The 16928-nt window shown below is 52.6% G+C and carries 19 protein-coding genes; 12 read left to right on the top strand and 7 right to left on the bottom strand.

The genetic code is table 11. The annotated features are described in order from the left end of the window. The first annotated feature begins 13 nt into the window (after positions 1 to 13). From tgt to secF, 4 genes are read left to right on the top strand one after another with little or no spacing between them, the layout of a single operon-like run. Complete coding sequence (gene tgt / locus CG67_RS08395) at positions 14 to 1138, top strand: tRNA guanosine(34) transglycosylase Tgt (protein ID WP_025902504.1); 1125 nt, start codon at positions 14 to 16, stop codon at positions 1136 to 1138. Between the two features lie 25 nt (positions 1139 to 1163). Continuing rightward, on the top strand, positions 1164 to 1496 hold the full coding sequence (yajC, locus tag CG67_RS08390; RefSeq protein WP_025902503.1) for a preprotein translocase subunit YajC: 333 nt from the start codon (positions 1164 to 1166) through the stop codon (positions 1494 to 1496). Between the two features lie 25 nt (positions 1497 to 1521). Beyond that, entirely contained in the window at positions 1522 to 3369 is a 1848-nt protein-coding gene (gene secD / locus CG67_RS08385) for a protein translocase subunit SecD (RefSeq protein ID WP_071780097.1), read from the top strand. Between the two features lie 10 nt (positions 3370 to 3379). After that, the gene (gene secF / locus CG67_RS08380) at positions 3380 to 4348 is read left to right on the top strand and encodes a protein translocase subunit SecF (protein WP_025902501.1); all 969 of its coding nucleotides are present in this window, start codon (positions 3380 to 3382) and stop codon (positions 4346 to 4348) included. A 322-nt stretch (positions 4349 to 4670) separates the two neighbouring features. Here secF and CG67_RS08375 read toward each other — a convergent pair whose 3' ends face one another. Beyond that, a complete protein-coding gene (locus CG67_RS08375; protein ID WP_025902500.1) occupies positions 4671 to 5222 on the bottom strand; it encodes a DUF3251 domain-containing protein in 552 nt (183 codons plus the stop codon). Between the two features lie 7 nt (positions 5223 to 5229). Next, positions 5230 to 5664 carry a peptidoglycan-binding protein LysM gene (gene lysM, locus CG67_RS08370; protein WP_025902499.1) on the bottom strand — a complete coding sequence of 145 codons (435 nt, stop codon included), beginning with the start codon at positions 5662 to 5664 and terminating at the stop codon, positions 5230 to 5232. Between the two features lie 182 nt (positions 5665 to 5846). On the opposite strand from lysM, the gene nrdR reads away from it, so the two are divergent. From nrdR to pgpA, 6 genes are all read left to right on the top strand, one after another. Beyond that, the gene (gene nrdR / locus CG67_RS08365) at positions 5847 to 6305 is read left to right on the top strand and encodes a transcriptional regulator NrdR (protein ID WP_025902498.1); all 459 of its coding nucleotides are present in this window, start codon (positions 5847 to 5849) and stop codon (positions 6303 to 6305) included. Then, complete coding sequence (gene ribD / locus CG67_RS08360; RefSeq protein WP_025902497.1) at positions 6302 to 7405, top strand: bifunctional diaminohydroxyphosphoribosylaminopyrimidine deaminase/5-amino-6-(5-phosphoribosylamino)uracil reductase RibD; 1104 nt, start codon at positions 6302 to 6304, stop codon at positions 7403 to 7405. Before nrdR ends, ribD begins: the two co-directional genes overlap by 4 nt. Before the next feature lie 93 nt (positions 7406 to 7498). After that, positions 7499 to 7969: a 6,7-dimethyl-8-ribityllumazine synthase gene (gene ribE, locus CG67_RS08355; RefSeq protein WP_025902496.1), complete on the top strand. Its 471-nt coding sequence runs from the start codon at positions 7499 to 7501 to the stop codon at positions 7967 to 7969. 16 nt (positions 7970 to 7985) lie between these two features. Further along, entirely contained in the window at positions 7986 to 8405 is a 420-nt protein-coding gene (gene nusB, locus CG67_RS08350) for a transcription antitermination factor NusB (RefSeq protein ID WP_025902495.1), read from the top strand. 65 nt (positions 8406 to 8470) lie between these two features. Then, positions 8471 to 9448 (top strand): thiamine-phosphate kinase, encoded by a 978-nt coding sequence (gene thiL, locus CG67_RS08345; protein WP_025902494.1) that lies wholly within the window; start codon positions 8471 to 8473, stop codon positions 9446 to 9448. Next, entirely contained in the window at positions 9435 to 9944 is a 510-nt protein-coding gene (gene pgpA, locus CG67_RS08340; protein ID WP_025902493.1) for a phosphatidylglycerophosphatase A, read from the top strand. The genes thiL and pgpA overlap by 14 nt, the downstream gene beginning before the upstream one ends. 62 nt (positions 9945 to 10006) lie before the next feature. On the opposite strand, the gene dxs is transcribed toward pgpA, so the two are convergent. From dxs to xseB, 3 genes are read right to left on the bottom strand one after another with little or no spacing between them, the layout of a single operon-like run. Next, positions 10007 to 11872: a 1-deoxy-D-xylulose-5-phosphate synthase gene (gene dxs / locus CG67_RS08335; protein ID WP_025902492.1), complete on the bottom strand. Its 1866-nt coding sequence runs from the start codon at positions 11870 to 11872 to the stop codon at positions 10007 to 10009. A gap of 19 nt (positions 11873 to 11891) precedes the next feature. Continuing rightward, the gene (gene ispA / locus CG67_RS08330) at positions 11892 to 12791 is read right to left on the bottom strand and encodes a (2E,6E)-farnesyl diphosphate synthase (RefSeq protein ID WP_025902491.1); all 900 of its coding nucleotides are present in this window, start codon (positions 12789 to 12791) and stop codon (positions 11892 to 11894) included. Next, the gene (xseB, locus tag CG67_RS08325) at positions 12791 to 13033 is read right to left on the bottom strand and encodes an exodeoxyribonuclease VII small subunit (protein ID WP_025902490.1); all 243 of its coding nucleotides are present in this window, start codon (positions 13031 to 13033) and stop codon (positions 12791 to 12793) included. The genes ispA and xseB overlap by 1 nt, the downstream gene beginning before the upstream one ends. Positions 13034 to 13271: 238 nt before the next feature. On the opposite strand from xseB, the gene thiI reads away from it, so the two are divergent. Then, positions 13272 to 14720 (top strand): tRNA uracil 4-sulfurtransferase ThiI, encoded by a 1449-nt coding sequence (gene thiI, locus CG67_RS08320; RefSeq protein WP_025902489.1) that lies wholly within the window; start codon positions 13272 to 13274, stop codon positions 14718 to 14720. Between the two features lie 56 nt (positions 14721 to 14776). Here the strand turns inward: thiI and yajL are convergent, their stop codons facing one another. After that, positions 14777 to 15376 (bottom strand): protein deglycase YajL, encoded by a 600-nt coding sequence (gene yajL, locus CG67_RS08315; RefSeq protein ID WP_025902488.1) that lies wholly within the window; start codon positions 15374 to 15376, stop codon positions 14777 to 14779. Further along, positions 15330 to 16250 carry a 2-dehydropantoate 2-reductase gene (panE, locus tag CG67_RS08310; protein WP_025902487.1) on the bottom strand — a complete coding sequence of 307 codons (921 nt, stop codon included), beginning with the start codon at positions 16248 to 16250 and terminating at the stop codon, positions 15330 to 15332. The genes yajL and panE overlap by 47 nt, the downstream gene beginning before the upstream one ends. A 131-nt stretch (positions 16251 to 16381) precedes the next feature. Between panE and CG67_RS08305 the strand changes: the two genes are divergently transcribed. Then, entirely contained in the window at positions 16382 to 16873 is a 492-nt protein-coding gene (locus CG67_RS08305) for a YajQ family cyclic di-GMP-binding protein (protein WP_025902486.1), read from the top strand. Positions 16874 to 16928 lie beyond the last annotated feature (55 nt).

The following is a 16928-nucleotide window of genomic DNA, read 5'->3' as shown; positions in this document are numbered from 1 at the left end:
TGGTGGAGGTTGTGTGAAGTTTGAATTAATTACTACCGAAGGTCGTGCCCGTCGCGGTCGTTTAGTATTCGATCGCGGTGTGGTCGAAACCCCGGCATTTATGCCGGTGGGCACCTATGGTACGGTCAAAGGAATGACGCCGGAAGAAGTCAAAGACACCGGAGCGCAGATTATCCTGGGGAATACCTTCCATTTATGGTTGCGTCCTGGTCAGGAAATCATGAAGTTACATGGTGACTTACACGACTTCATGCAGTGGCAGGGGCCTATCCTGACCGACTCCGGCGGTTTCCAGGTCTTCAGCCTGGGGGATATCCGTAAGATCACCGAGGCCGGGGTACATTTCCGTAACCCGATTAACGGAGATGCCATTTTCCTGGATCCCGAAAAGTCGATGGAAATTCAGTACGATCTCGGGTCCGATATCGTGATGATTTTCGATGAGTGTACGCCTTATCCTGCCGACCACGATTATGCGAAGCGCTCCATGGAAATGTCGCTGCGCTGGGCAAAACGTAGCCGGGACCGCTTTGATTCTCTCGGGAATAAAAATGCATTGTTCGGTATTATCCAGGGCAGTGTTTACGAAGATTTACGAGATGTCTCTGTTAAAGGACTGGTAGAGATAGGATTTGATGGGTACGCTGTGGGCGGTCTGGCTGTCGGTGAGCCGAAAGAAGATATGCATCGCATCCTTGAGCATGTGTGTCCGCAGATCCCTGAAGACAAGCCTCGTTACCTGATGGGCGTCGGAAAACCCGAAGACCTGGTTGAAGGCGTACGTCGTGGTGTCGATATGTTCGATTGCGTGATGCCAACACGCAACGCCCGTAATGGTCATCTGTTCGTGACCGACGGGGTGGTGAAAATCCGTAATGCTAAGCATAAAGATGATACCTCACCACTGGATGCAGAGTGTGATTGTTACACTTGTCGCCATTACACCCGTGCATATTTGCATCATCTGGACCGTTGTAATGAAATTTTAGGTGCAAGGCTGAACACTATTCACAATTTGCGTTACTATCAGCGTTTGATGGCCGGTTTACGTCAGGCGATTGAAGACGGTAATTTAGAGCAATTTGTCACTGATTTTTATCAAAGGAAGGGGAAAGACGTCCCTGCCTTAAACGTTTGACTATAAATCCAATGAGGGAAATTTAATGAGTTTTTTCATTTCTGACGCTGTTGCCGCTACGGGTGCCCCGTCCCAGGGAAGTCCGTATTCTATGGTGATCATGCTGGTCGTATTTGGATTGATCTTTTACTTCATGATTCTGCGCCCGCAGCAGAAGCGTTCTAAAGAACACAAGAAGCTGATGGACTCAATCACCAAAGGCGATGAAGTGTTAACCAACGGCGGGTTAGTGGGCCGCATCAGCAAAGTGTCAGAGACCGGTTATGTGGTTATTGCTCTGAATGATACGACTGAAGTCGTGATCAAACGTGATTTCGTGGCTGCCGTCCTGCCGAAAGGCACAATGAAGGCGCTGTAATTTTTTCTTCCCTAAGGGAATTGCCGTGTTAAACCGTTATCCTTTGTGGAAGTACATCATGCTGATCGTGGTTCTCCTTCTCGGTCTGCTGTATGCACTTCCCAACCTGTATGGTGAGGATCCGGCCGTGCAAGTCACTGGCGCGCGGGGTGCCGCCGCCAGTGAGCAAACGTTGGATCAGATCCAGAATATTCTCCGGCAGGACCATATCCAGAGTAAATCCATTGCCCTGGAAAATGGTGCCATTCTTGCCCGCTTTAATAATACCGATATCCAGCTCCGTGCCCGTGAAGCCCTGGTGAGCGGGTTGGGTGACAACTATGTTGTGGCTCTAAACCTGGCACCGGCAACCCCGGCCTGGATGGCAATGGTATCAGCAGAACCGATGAAACTGGGCCTTGACCTGCGTGGTGGTGTTCACTTCCTGATGGAAGTGGATATGGACACAGCACTGGGTAAGCTGCAGGAACAAAACTCCGACAGCCTGCGTAGTGATTTACGTGCTCAGAACATCCCGTACACCACTATCGGTAAAGCGGCCAACTATGGTGTCACCATCAGTTTCGCGAATGCCGCTGATCGTGATAAAGCCATCAGCTACCTCACCCCGCGTCACAGTGATTTAGTCATTAACTCTGCAGGAAATAACTCCCTGACCGCAGTCATGACCGATGCCCGGATGAGCGAAGCCCGTGAATACGCAGTTCAGCAGAACATTAATATTTTGCGTAACCGTGTGAATCAGCTGGGTGTGGCAGAGCCACTGGTACAGCGTCAGGGAACTGACCGTATCGTTGTCGAATTACCGGGTATCCAGGATACTGCGCGCGCTAAAGAGATCCTGGGCGCGACAGCAACGCTGGAGTTCCGTCCGGTCAACACCTCCGTTGATCCTGCGGCGGCAGCTCAGGGCCGTGTGCCGGGAGATTCTGAAGTTAAGATGACCCGTGATGGTCAGCCTGTGGTGCTGTACAAGCGTGTGATCCTGACCGGTGACCATATTACCGATTCCACGTCCAGTATGGATGAGTATAACCAGCCTCAGGTTAACATTTCCCTCGACAGTGCCGGCGGAAATATGATGTCTGATTATACCAAGGACAATATCGGTAAACCGATGGCAACCCTGTTTGTGCAGTACAAAGACAGCGGTAAGAAAGATGCCAAAGGTCGTGCGATTCTGGAAAAAGAAGAAGAAGTTATCAACGTGGCAAATATTCAGTCACGTCTGGGTAACAGCTTCCGTATTACCGGTATCAGCAATCCGAACGAAGCCCGTCAGTTATCGTTACTGCTACGTGCAGGGGCACTGATTGCGCCGATTCAGATTGTTGAAGAACGCACTATCGGTCCGACCATGGGTCAACAGAACATTAATCAGGGTCTGCATGCCTGCCTGTGGGGACTGATTGCCTCTATCCTGTTTATGGTCCTGTACTATAAAAAGTTTGGTGTAATTGCAACGACAGCGTTGATTGCCAACCTGGTCCTGATTGTCGGGATAATGTCGCTGCTGCCGGGGGCAACCTTAACCATGCCGGGTATTGCGGGGATTGTGTTAACCCTTGCGGTCGCCGTCGATGCGAATGTGTTGATTAATGAACGCATAAAAGAAGAACTTCGTAATGGTCGCAGTGTGCAGCAGGCCATCCACGAAGGCTATCGCGGTGCGTTCTCCAGTATTGTAGATGCCAACGTTACGACGCTGATTACTGCAATCATCCTGTACGCCGTCGGTACCGGGTCCATTAAAGGATTTGCTATCACAACGGCCATCGGTGTTGCGACCTCCATGTTCACAGCAATTGTCGGGACACGTGCAGTCGTGAACCTGCTGTATGGCGGCAAACGTATCAACAAGCTGTCAATTTGAGGAGCGCGTAGTGGCACAGCAATATAGTGTTGAACAGTTAAATTATGGCCGTAAAGTCTATGACTTCATGCGCTGGGACTATCTGGCTTTCGCTATCTCCGGGATCCTGCTGATAGCGTCTATCGTCGTCATGGGTGTCCGCGGATTTAACTGGGGTCTGGATTTCACCGGCGGTACGGTGATTGAAATTACTCTGGAGAAACCCGGTGAGCTGGATATCATGCGTCAGGCATTACAACATGCCGGATTCATGGAGCCGGAAGTCCAGAACTTTGGCAGCAGCCGTGATGTGGTAGTTCGCTTATCCCCGAATGCCGGAAATGTCGGGCAGGAGCTGGGGGAGAAAGTCGTTTCTGTCATTAATCAGGCGACCAGCCAGACGGCGATAGTGAAACGCATCGAGTTTGTCGGACCGAGTGTCGGTAGTGATCTCGCCCAGTCAGGGGCGATGGCACTGCTTGTTGCGTTGATCTGTATCCTGGTGTATGTCGGTTTCCGCTTTGAGTGGCGACTGGCTCTGGGGGCGGTACTGGCGCTGGCGCACGATGTAGTGATTACGATGGGGGTTCTGTCGTTATTCCATATCGAAATTGATCTGACCATTATCGCCTCTCTGATGTCGGTTATCGGTTACTCTCTGAACGATAGCATCGTGGTTTCTGACCGTATTCGTGAGAACTTCCGTAAGATCCGCCGCGGAACACCGTATGACATCGTTAACGTTTCACTGACGCAGACTCTGAGCCGAACCATTATGACCTCAGCAACCACCCTGGTGGTAGTACTGATGTTGTTCCTGTTCGGTGGTGAATTACTGCGTGGTTTCTCGCTGACCATGTTAATCGGTATCACTATCGGTACAGTGTCATCTATCTATGTGGCATCTGCACTGGCACTGAAGCTGGGCATGAAGCGTGAACATATGCTGGTTCAGAAAGTTGAAAAAGAGGGTGCGGATCAGAAATCGTTGTTACCGTAATACGATTTCCCGTCATTACTCTGAAAAAGGCAGCCCGTTGCGGGCTGCCTTTTTTATTTCCCGTGACCGGTCCTGAATAGCGTTGACACGTTCCTGATCTTCTTGCGGAGAGCGTGACAGAGGAACGGTATTACCCGCTTCATGACAGTTGCCGGTAACTGCTGGCAGACCAGGCACAAACGTGGGTCATGTCAGAAGAACCCGTGGCAATTTATCATCATGAGAGACTACATCAGTCCCTTAAATACAAAACGCCTGATAAGGTTCATCAGGCGTTTTACCGTCAGAAAACGGTCAACCGATATCAGGACTCGTCTCCCCGTTAGCGGGGGCGCGTCACTGCGGCTGAAATTTCCGGCATAAACTGATGAACATTGACCACCAGCACCTGGTCACCTTTAAGCCTGACTTCCGGCAGAATAAAGCGGGCCTGTTCAGACGGTGCCAGCGGGACAGCCCGCTGCAACACCTGGCGTTTCAGAATAACCGGCACAGTGTTCCGGTACGCCTGCTTCGCAGAGACCACCGCCAGTTCGGCTGTGATGGTAAAAGGGGGCAGCGACCAGGTCTGCTGATTTTTGACCAGCAATACCGGTAAGCCCCCGGGGCTTAACGGTGCCAGCCGGGTCAGCACCTTACCTTGCGCGGTAATGAGAGACACCGGGCTGTCCGCCAGAGGCAGCAGCCAGGCACCGCGGGTGGACGCCGCATTGAGCTGCCGCTGATAAGTGACGGCCTCTGACTGGGCGGACAACCGGCTCAGATCCCGGTTTAGCTGACCGACACTGTCGGTCAGCCGTGCCGGGGGCTGTGACGAACTGCATCCCGCAAGTAATAATGAAACGGCAATGATGCTGAGACGGGTACTCTTCATGCGGATATTATGCCTGTGGAATACGCAGTGCCTGGCCCGGATAAATTTTGTCCGGGCTTGTCAGCATAGGCTTGTTCGCTTCAAAGATTTTGTTGTACTGGTTAGCATCTCCGTAAACCTGCTTAGAGATAGCACTCAGTGTGTCTCCGGATTTTACGGTATAGATTGTCGGGGTAGTTTCCGGGCTGCTGGTGCTGACCTGGTCATCCACATGGGTGATCCCGGCCACGTTACCGACAGCAACCAGGATTTTTTCTTTCAGTTCCTGGCTCAGGCCATCACCGGTCACGGTTGCTGTCCCGTCATTAACACTGACATTCACTTTATCGCTGTCAGGAATGCCCAGCTTTTTTAAATGATCCTGGATTTTGCTGCCATCATCGGCAGAGACGGAATCCCACAGTTTTTCACCCGCTTCTTTAACAAAACTAAATAAACCCATACTCATTGACTCCTGATTTTTTTGTGGATATTTACGATAAACACATTAAGCATAGTCGTAAACAGAGATAAAGAATAACGTGGTTGCGGCAAAATGAAAGTCACCGCACGTGAATACATTTAGTTAACGATGTCTTCGCGTTACACTAGACTGAATCATTACTTAAGCTTGGGAATAATTCGATGCATTGTCCGTTTTGCGCAGCCGTAGATACCAAGGTCATAGACTCCCGGCTGGTCAGTGAGGGGTCGTCGGTACGCCGTCGTCGTCAGTGTCTGGTCTGCCATGAGCGGTTTACCACGTTTGAGGTCGCGGAACTGGTGATGCCAAGAGTGGTAAAAAGTGACGATGTGCGTGAACCCTTTGACGAAGATAAACTGATGCGCGGCATGATGAAAGCACTGGAAAAGCGTCCGGTGAGTTCGGACGCGCTGGACAGTGCAGTTCACCGGATTAAAGCACATCTGCGGGCCACCGGAGAGAGAGAAGTCCCCAGTAAAATGCTGGGTAATCTGGTGATGGATGAGCTGAAAATGCTGGATAAAGTGGCTTATATTCGCTTTGCCTCTGTGTATCGCAGTTTCGAGGATATCCGCGAGTTCGGCGAAGAAATTGCCCGGTTACAGGATAAACGTGAATGACTGATCAGGTATTTATGGCCAGGGCGCTGGAACTTGCCAGACGGGGCCGCTTTACCACCGCACCGAACCCGAATGTCGGGTGTGTGATTGTCCGTGACGGGCAGATTGTCGGGGAAGGGTGGCATCAGCGGGCCGGGGAGCCCCATGCGGAAGTCCATGCCTTGCGTGCCGCCGGAGAGGCAGCGCGCGGCGGCACGGCTTATGTCACGCTGGAGCCATGCAGCCATTTTGGCCGGACCCCTCCCTGTTGTGATGCCTTAATTGCGGCCGGAGTCTCCCGTGTGGTTGCGGCGATGCAGGATCCGAATCCGGAAGTGGCGGGCCGGGGGCTGTATCGGCTGCGCCAGGCCGGGATTGAGGTCAGTCATGGTCTGATGCAACAGGAAGCGGAAGCCCTGAACCGTGGTTTTCTGAAGCGTATGCGTACCGGATTTCCGTGGGTGCAGTTGAAACTGGGGGCTTCGCTGGATGGCAGAACGGCCATGGCGAGCGGCGAAAGCCAGTGGATCACCTCCGATGCCGCCCGCAGGGATGTGCAGCAGTTCCGCGCACAGAGTCATGCCATTCTCAGCACGGCGAAAACGGTTATTGCGGATAATGCCGCGCTCACCGTGCGTGCCGGTTCACTGGACAGTCAGACGCTGGCGGCCATCGGCGGAGAAGCCTGTCTTCGCCAGCCCATCCGCGTAATAGCCGACCGTCAGCAGCAATTACAGCCAGCACAGTCGGTGTTTTCCGGGCCAGGCGAAACCTGGCTGATACGTTCCCGCCCCGACGGGGAATGGCCTGACACGGTGAAGCAGATAGTGGTGCCGGAACACAACGGCGGGTTTGATCTCGTCGCGCTGATGATGCAGTTAGGCCGCCAGCAGATCAACAGTGTCTGGACCGAAGCCGGGGCGACCCTGGCCGGTGCTCTGATACGTGCCGGGGTGGTGGATGAATTAATTGTTTACCTGGCGCCGAAGCTTCTCGGTAATGAAGCCCGCGGGCTCTGTGCCTTACCGGGGCTTACCCGGCTGGCCGAGGCCCCGGCATTTTGTTTTGAGGATGTTCGCCGTATCGGTGATGACTTACGGGTTATTTTACGCCCGGAATGAGAGTTTGCGCAAAAGCGAGAGCAGAGCGCGAAAGAGTATGCTAAAATTCGCCCCCCTTGCCGGGCGACCCGACTTTTACCTGAAAGGAAGTGTATGAAAATTATCGAAGCTGCTGTAGCAACGCCTGAAGCTAACGTTGCCATTGTCATTGCCCGTTTTAATAATTTTATCAATGACAGTCTGCTGGACGGTGCTATCGATGCGCTGAAACGTATTGGTCAGGTGAAAGATGAAAATATTACCGTCGTCTGGGTACCCGGAGCTTACGAATTACCTCTGGCTGCGCGCGCGCTGTGCAACACCGGCAAATATAACGCGGTGATCGCGCTTGGCACGGTGATCCGTGGCGGAACAGCGCACTTTGAATTTGTGGCCGGGGAAGCCAGTTCAGGGATTGCCAGCGTGGCAATGAACAGTGACATTCCTGTCGCCTTCGGAGTGTTAACGACCGAAAATATCGAGCAGGCTATTGAGCGTGCCGGTACTAAAGCGGGTAATAAAGGTGCCGAAGCGGCACTGACCGCACTTGAAATGATTAATGTATTAGAAGCTATTAACGCCTGATCTTAAGGGGAATTTTGTGAAACCTGCTGCTCGCCGCCGTGCCCGGGAGTGTGCCCTCCAGGCACTCTATTCCTGGCAGATATCCAATAATGACATTTCCGATGTGGAATACCAGTTTCTGGCGGAACAGGACGTCAAAGATGTTGATGTTAACTATTTCCGCGAAATACTGGCTGGTGTCGCGAACAACAGTGCCTATCTTGATGGTCTGATGCAGCCTTACCTGACCCGTCGTCTGGATGAACTGGGCCAGGTTGAAAAAGCCGCCTTACGTATTGCGCTGTACGAACTGAGCAAACGTGACGACGTGCCTTATAAAGTCGCTATCAATGAAGGCATTGAGCTGGCGAAGGTCTTTGGTGCCGAAGACAGCCATAAGTTTGTGAATGGCGTTCTGGATAAAGCAGCACCACAAATTCGTCCGAATCGTAAGTAATGATACTCAGGCCGGTTCTCCGGCCTTTTTTATATCAATAACGTACCTGCTGAGTGATCCCGCTTATGTCCTGTGGCGAATTTGAGCTCATTGCTCGTTATTTTAATCGTGTTACCAGCTCTCGTCGTGATGTTGTTAAAGGCATCGGAGACGATTGCGCTCTTCTTAATGTCCCTGAAAAAAAGACCCTGGCGATCAGTACCGATACGCTGGTGGAAGGGATACATTTCCTGCGTGATATCCATCCTTCAGACCTTGGTTACAAAGCCTTAGCGGTCAATCTCAGTGACCTTGCTGCCATGGGCGCAGATCCTGCCTGGCTGACACTGGCACTGACATTACCCTCTGTCGATGAAGAGTGGTTGCAGGCATTCAGTGACAGCCTGTTTGAACTTCTGAATTATTACGACATGCAATTGATTGGCGGGGATACCACCCGGGGCCCGCTCAGTATGACGCTCGGTATTCACGGGCTGATCCCGGAAGGACGGGCGCTGAAACGTAATGGTGCGAAACCCGGAGACTGGATCTTTGTGACCGGAACCCTGGGTGACAGTGCCGCAGGGCTGGCGCTGTTGCAGCATCATGTCCGTACCGACGACCCGGCCATCTATGAGGCATTGATCAAGCGTCACCTTCGTCCGGTACCGCGTATTCTTCAGGGGCAGGCGTTAAGAGATCTCGCCACGTCAGCGATTGATATTTCGGACGGCCTGCTGGCAGACTTAGGCCATATTCTGAAGAACAGCCGTGTCGGTGCCAGAATTAATATTGATACCTTGCCACTTTCTACAGCACTGAAAGAAGGGTTTGGTAAAGAGCAGGCACAGCGCTGGGCACTCAGTGGCGGCGAAGATTATGAGCTATGCTTCACCGTACCGGAGATCAATCGGGGTGCGCTGGCGGTGTCCCTTGACCACCTGGGGGTTCCCTATCACTGTATCGGCCAGATTGCGCCGGAGAGTGAAGGGCTGGTTCTGCTGGATCAGGGTAAACCTGCCACGATACATGTGAAAGGATACGATCATTTTGGCCGGAAATAGACAGCAAGTCATCTCACGTCTGCGACTGACTAATCCGTGGCACCTGCTTGCCGTAGGTTTCGGTAGCGGGCTTAGCCCGGTGATGCCGGGGACGGCCGGGTCGCTGGCGGCGATACCGTTCTGGTATTTTCTGATCCAGTTACCGCAGGAACTCTATTATCTGATTGTGTTGCTGGGGATCTGTCTGGGCGTTTATCTCTGCCACAGAACCGCAAAAGATATGGGTGTTCATGATCACGGCAGTATTGTCTGGGATGAATTTATCGGTATGTGGATAACGCTGGTGGCGATCCCGAATCACCACTGGCAATGGATTGCGATAGGGTTCGTTGTTTTCCGCGTTTTCGATATCTGGAAGCCCTGGCCAATCCGCTGGTTTGACCGCAATGTCCGGGGAGGTATGGGGATCATGGTTGATGATATTGTCGCCGGGGTGATCTCTGCGGCGTTAATCTTTGCGGTAGCGCACTACTTTCCTGCATTCATTCCTTTCTGAGTCTTGTCCCAATCAGAAACGGGTCAGATTCGGCAAACCCGTTGCCGAATCTGACTTTCTGCTTACAGCGCCTGCCAGCGTTCGATAGCCGCCAGAATTCCCTCTGCATCCAGCCCCAGGTCATGACGAACTTCATCCTGAGTGCCCTGTGAAATAAAGCGGTCAGGCAGCCCCAGGTTCAGTACCGGTGTCATGCGACGTGCTGCCATCAGAATTTCATTCACTCCGCTACCGGCACCCCCGCTAATAGCACCTTCTTCCAGCGTCACCAGCATGTCGTGGCTTTCTGCCAGTTGCAGCACCAGAGCTTCATCCATAGGCTTCACAAAGCGCATATCAGCCAGGGTAGCATTCAGTGATTCGGCCACGCTTTCGGCTTCAGGCAACAGCGTCCCGAAGTTCAGAATAGCGATTTTTTCTCCCTGACGTTTCACGAGGCCTTTACCCAGCGGTAGCTGTTGCAGCGGCTCACTTTCCAGCCCGCGACCATTACCCCGCGGATAGCGCACCGCACTTGGCCCCTGCTGATGGTGATAACCGGTATACAGCATGTTCCGGCATTCATTTTCGTCACTCGGGGTCATGATCACCAGGTCCGGAATACAGCGCAGGAAGGCAATATCGAAGGCGCCCTGGTGGGTCTGTCCGTCGGCACCGACAATACCTCCGCGGTCAATAGCAAACAACACCGGCAGTTTCTGAATAGCGACATCATGGATCAATTGATCGTAGGCACGTTGCAGAAAGGTCGAGTAAATCGCCACCACCGGTTTATAGCCGCCAATGGCCATGCCTGCGGCAAAGGTCACCGCATGTTGTTCGGCAATCGCGACATCAAAATATTGCTGCGGATATTCGCGGGAAAAACGGACCATCCCGGAGCCTTCACGCATCGCAGGGGTGATCCCCATCAGCTTATCGTCCTGTGCAGCCATTTCACACAGCCAGTCGCCGAAGATTTTGGAATAGGTGGGAATGCCGTCTTTGCTCTTAGGCAGCGCTCCGCTGGCCGGGTCAAACTTCGGTACCGCATGCCAGGCAATAGGATCCTGTTCTGCCGGTGCGTAGCCTTTCCCTTTACGGGTGATGATATGCAGAAATTGCGGGCCGCTCAGGTTACGCATATTGGTTAATGTACTGACCAGTGTCAGCACATCATGACCGTCGACCGGACCGATATAATTAAAGCCAAGCTCTTCGAATAATGTACCCGGGGAAACCATTCCTTTCAGGTGTTCTTCGGTACGTTTTACCAGCTCTTTGATTGGCGGCAGCCCGGTCAGAACGCGTTTGCCGCTTTCCCGCAACCGTGAATAGGTTTTTCCGGAGAGGATTTGGGCCACCCGGTTATTCAGCGCCCCGACATTCTCTGAAATCGACATATCGTTATCGTTCAGGATCACCAGCATGTCCGGCTTAATATCGCCGGCATGGTTCATGGCTTCAAAGGCCATACCTGCGGTAATGGCACCGTCACCTATCACACAGACGGTGCGGCGTCCTGCGGCTTCTTTTTCTGCCGCTACCGCCATGCCCAGTCCGGCACTGATCGAGGTTGATGAATGACCGACACTCAGTACGTCGTGTTCACTTTCATCGCGCCACGGAAACGGGTGCAGCCCGTTTTTCTGACGGATAGTGCCGATACGGTCACGACGGCCGGTCAGGATCTTGTGCGGATATGCCTGATGACCGACATCCCAGACCAGATGATCGAACGGTGTATTGTAAACATAGTGCAGAGCGACCGTCAGTTCGACGACCCCCAGTCCGGAGGCAAAATGGCCGCTGGACTGGCTGACACTGTCGAGCAGGTATTGACGCAGCTCACCACACAGGGCAGGGAGCTTCTCTTTTGGCAATAGACGTAATTCCTGCACTGTGCTTGCCAGCGCCAGTGTCGGGTATTGGGTGGTATCAAAACTCATCAGTGACTCATTATGGATGTTATTTATCACGTTCAATTATATAACCCGCCAGCGCCTGTAATGAGGCGGTATCGAAAGATTTTTCGGCGAGCTTATCCAATGCATCCATGGCTTCCTGGCAGAGCAGGCGGGCCTTTTCGCGGGCCCCTTCAAGGCCAAGCAGGGCCGGGTAGGTGCTTTTCCCGAGGGCGATATCGGCCCCCTGGCGTTTACCGATAACCTCGGTGTCGCCGACAACATCGAGGATGTCATCCTGAACCTGAAAAGCCAGCCCGATAGCACTGGCATAACGATCAAGTTCCGGCAGCAACGGCAGGGCTTTTTCGCCGGCACAACAGGCACCTATTCTGACTGCCGCACGAATTAATGCGCCGGTTTTATGGCGATGGATAGTCTCCAGTGCCTCCAGACCGACGGATTTTCCTTCCGCGGCTAAATCCAGCGCCTGTCCGCCACACATACCTGCAGCGCCACTGGCGGTGGCGAGTTCGGAGATCATGGCCAGCCGGGTTTCTGCCGTGACGTCCTGCATCGGATGAGTACTCAGGGCAGTGAAAGCCAGAGTCTGTAAGGCGTCACCGGCCAGAATGGCGGTATCTTCACCAAAAGCGATATGACAGGTCGGTTGCCCCCGTCGTAATGCATCATCATCCATCGCAGGCAGATCATCATGGATCAATGAGTAGGCATGAATACATTCAATGGCCGCGGCAGGGATATCCAGCACCGGGAGCGGAACCCCCAGCATATGACCGGTAGCATAGACCAGAAACGGCCGCATACGCTTGCCGCCTAACAATACGCCGTGCTCCATGGCATTCACCAGTGGAGAACTCTGAAAGGGCAGGTCATTAAGTAATCGGGTTAATGTGTTATCCACCCGCTGACGATAGGTGGCCAGTAATATCGACAAATCCATTAGTGACTGTCCGGGGTGAAGGCATTCAGGCCGGCATTTTCATCCGGTTTCAGTAAGATCTGCACCCGTTGCTCGGCTTTCTGTAATGTTTGCTGGCCGGTTTTGGCAAGCTTTACGCCTTTTTCAAATTCGTTCAGGGCTTCTTCTAATGGCAATTCCCCCCCTTCCAGACGACGGACAATGCTTTCCAGCTCCTGCAGCGCTTGTTCAAAGCTGACAGAAGGTTCGGTTTTTTTAGGCATAGTAGACACCGGCTCAACGATTTATATATTCAATTGTAATCACTTATGGTAGCTGACCACAAACGATTAGCAAAATGATCAATGTGACAGAGGTTGCAGAAGCAGAGTCGCAACAAAGATGATATACTCGCGCATCCTGGATGCGGGACATCTCCGAAGCTGTCCGCCATTCTCTGATTTTAACAGTTAAGTGTGTAAGTTATTAACACTTATTTTCCCTGAATAAGCCTGTGCCGCCATGAAGTTTATCATAAAACTGTTTCCGGAAATCACGATTAAAAGCCAGTCTGTACGACTGCGTTTTATTAAAATCCTTAACGGAAATATTCGCAATATCCTGAAAACCGTCGACGAAGAGATCAAAGTTGTTCGTCACTGGGACCACATTGTCGTCCGTTCAAAAAATGAAGCGCTGAAACCGGTAATTGCCGAAGAGTTGACGCGTATTCCCGGGATCCATCATATCCTGGCGGTGGAAGAACATACTTACACCGATATGCACGACATCTTTGAGCAGACCCTGGCATTAAACCGTGAAAGACTGGAAGGTAAAACCTTCTGTGTCCGTGCTAAACGCCGCGGGAAACATGAGTTCAGCTCACAGGATGTTGAGCGTTATGTTGGCGGCGGACTGAACCAGCACATTCCTTCCGCCTCTGTCCGGTTAACCCGTCCGGAAGTGACGGTTAACCTGGAAATCGACGATGACCGTCTGTTGCTGGTGACCGAACGGCATGAAGGTATTGGCGGCTTCCCTATCGGGACGCAGGAAGATGTTTTATCGCTAATCTCCGGTGGGTTCGATTCCGGTGTGTCCAGCTATATGCTGATGCGTCGCGGATGCCGGGTGCACTATTGTTTCTTCAATCTCGGGGGAGCTGCCCATGAGATTGGTGTGCGGCAGGTGGCTCATTACCTCTGGACCCGTTACGGTCGTTCGCACCGTGTCCGGTTTGTCGCCATCGACTTTGAACCTGTTGTGGGTGCCATCCTCGAAAATATCGATGACGGCCAGATGGGGGTTGTGCTTAAGCGCATGATGGTTCGTGCTGCCTCCATGGTGGCAGAGCGCTATGGCGTGCAGGCGCTGGTGACCGGTGAAGCACTCGGCCAGGTCTCCAGCCAGACGCTGACCAATCTGCGCTTAATTGATAATGCCAGTGACACACTGATCCTGCGCCCGCTGATCTCTCATGATAAAGAACATATCATTGATGTGGCGCGTAAGATCGGGACGGAAGATTTTGCCCGTACCATGCCGGAATACTGTGGTGTGATCTCCAAAAGTCCGACAGTGAAAGCGCTGAAGAGTAAGATCCTGGCCGAAGAAGAAAACTTCGATTTCGGTATCCTGGAAAAAGTGGTTGAAGAAGCCAGCAATCTGGATATTCGTGAGATTGCGGAGCAAGCGGCCCGCGATGTGGTTGAGATTGAAACGGTGGATGCGTTCGGTGAAAACGACAGTATCCTGGATATCCGGTCGGTCGATGAATACGAAGAGAATCCGTTACAGGCGGGGAATGTCGAGATCAAATCGCTGCCGTTTTATAAGCTCGGCAGCCAGTTTGCTGATCTTGACCAGAGCCGTACCTGGCTTCTGTATTGTGATCGGGGAGTGATGAGTCGTCTGCAGGCACTTTACCTGCATGAGCAGGGCTATACGAATGTGAAAGTGTATCGTCCGTAACGGCAGATAACTTCTGAAAGCCCGTGATAACTCACCTTATCACGGGCTTTTTTGTATCAGATTTCCTGGTAGTTATAGATCCCCGGGGCCAGAACCAGAGGTTCAGCCACTTCCCGGGCGGTGTCAGGGCCTGCCAGCAGATCAATCAGTTTCAGCCCAAAATCAAACGCGGTCCCCGGTCCCTGACTGGTCAGCAGGTTCACTCGTGGATCCCAGACGACCCGGCGTTCGACCCACTGTTTTGCCGGAATACTTTCGCGCAGGCCAGGGAAGCCGGTCATATTTCCGTCCGGGAAAAGCTCATGGGCTGCCAGCACCAGCGCCGGTGCTGCGCAAATGGCAGCGACAATCCGGTCGGTTGTCCGGTACTGACGGAGGGTTTCCAGCAACAGGACGCTTTCGCTGAAGGTTTCAGCCCCTTTCTGTCCCCCTGGCAGAACCAGTGCATCAAAAGGCTGATCCGCAACGGAGACCAGCGCGGTATCGCATTGTAATCTGACGCCACGGGAGCAGGTGATCAGCAGTTCACCATCGCTTTCTGTACTGGCTGTAGTGACGTGAATGCCTGCCCTGACCAGCAGGTCGATAACGGTAACCGCTTCGGTTTCTTCACTGCCATGCGCCAGACAAACCAGCACTGATTTTTGGGTGCCCATTGGCCGACTCCTTTATTTTTACTCTCTGATATAATTCGCGATTTGCGGGGGCCGCAAGACCATACCCGGCAGCCTTACGCAGCAGGTAGCCGGTAATATAGTCTGTTTCTGTTGTGCGCCCCGCGCGGATATCCTGCAGCATAGATGAATAGTTAGCAGCGCTGTTCTGCATGACATGGGTCACATTCTGCTCCAGTTGCCTGGCATCGGCATGCAGGCCCTCACGGTTCATTACTGCGGCTATCTCCTCACAGAGCGTGGTAATTTCACCGCCGTACTGCAGGAGTTCACCGTTAGTACAGTCGTATTTAATGCTGAGCGGATTGATCACACAATTGATGGCCAGCTTATTCCAGCAGGCGGGCAGGATATCGTTATGCCAGGCCACTTCCGGTAATGCCTCATGCAGCAGGTCAGCCAGCGGACTGAGATGGTTTTCATTGCTGGCCACAGGCCCGATATGCGTGACCCCATGGGCAACATGGATGACCCGTCCCTGTTGACGCCAGGCGGAATGCGTCGTAATCGCCCGCAGTACAGTCTGGGGCAGGGGAGGTAACTCATCAACCACCCCCATCCCGTTATGCATCAGTACGATAATGCAGCGGGAGGGCAATAAGGGCTGAATTTGCAGAACGGCGGACGAAATTTGTGCTGCTTTAAGCGTTACCAGTAGTAACTCGCAGTCCGCAAGCAATGCCTGGCGATTGGCCGGAAACCAGTGACGATGCATTTCTCCGTCAGGAGCGGTGATATGAACGTGGGTGCCGGAATGAGCATTGCGTAGCCATCCCTGAACCTCATGTCCCTGACGGTGTAAGGCTGACAGCCATAGTTGTCCCAGGGCTCCGCACCCCAGTACCGTAATTTTCATAATAACTCCGGATAGCCGGCGACAAAAATACCGGTTTTCGCTGCCGGGTCTGATGTTTTCAGGCTCAGGCATTTTTTTACCGCGTCGATCTGCGTATTATGCATGGCAACACCGAATCAGGAGAAGAGAATATGCCATCTTTCGATATTGTTTCTGAAGTTGAACTTCAGGAAGTGCGCAATGCGGTAGAAAATGCCAGCCGCGAATTATCTACCCGTTTTGATTTTCGTAACGTGGTTGCTGCGGTTGAATTAAACGAAAAAAATGAAACCATTAAGATCAGTTCGGAATCGGATTTTCAGGTGAAACAACTGGTGGATATTCTGCGTGAGAAATTATTAAAGCGCGGAATTGAAGGGGCAGCGCTGGAAGTGCCTGAAGAGATCGAACACAGCGGTAAAAACTGGTCTGTGGACGCGAAACTGAAAAAGGGCATCGAAACGGATGTCGCCAAAAAAATCGTAAAACTGATCAAAGACAGCAAGCTGAAAGTCCAGACGCAGATCCAGGGGGAGTCATTACGGGTGACCGGAAAATCCCGCGATGATCTTCAGGGTGCGATGGCACTGGTTCGCGGCGGCAATCTGGGCCAGCCTTTCCAGTTCAAAAACTTCCGTGACTAACTGGTTCCGGTAAAAAAAACGCGGCTCTCTCCGGGCCGCGTTTTTGTATGACAGG

Source organism: Tatumella sp. UCD-D_suzukii (assembly GCF_000611875.2).
Taxonomy (GTDB): domain Bacteria; phylum Pseudomonadota; class Gammaproteobacteria; order Enterobacterales; family Enterobacteriaceae; genus Tatumella; species Tatumella ptyseos.
Note: the sequence above shows the minus strand (reverse complement) of the source record. Positions and strands in the feature narration are given on the sequence as shown.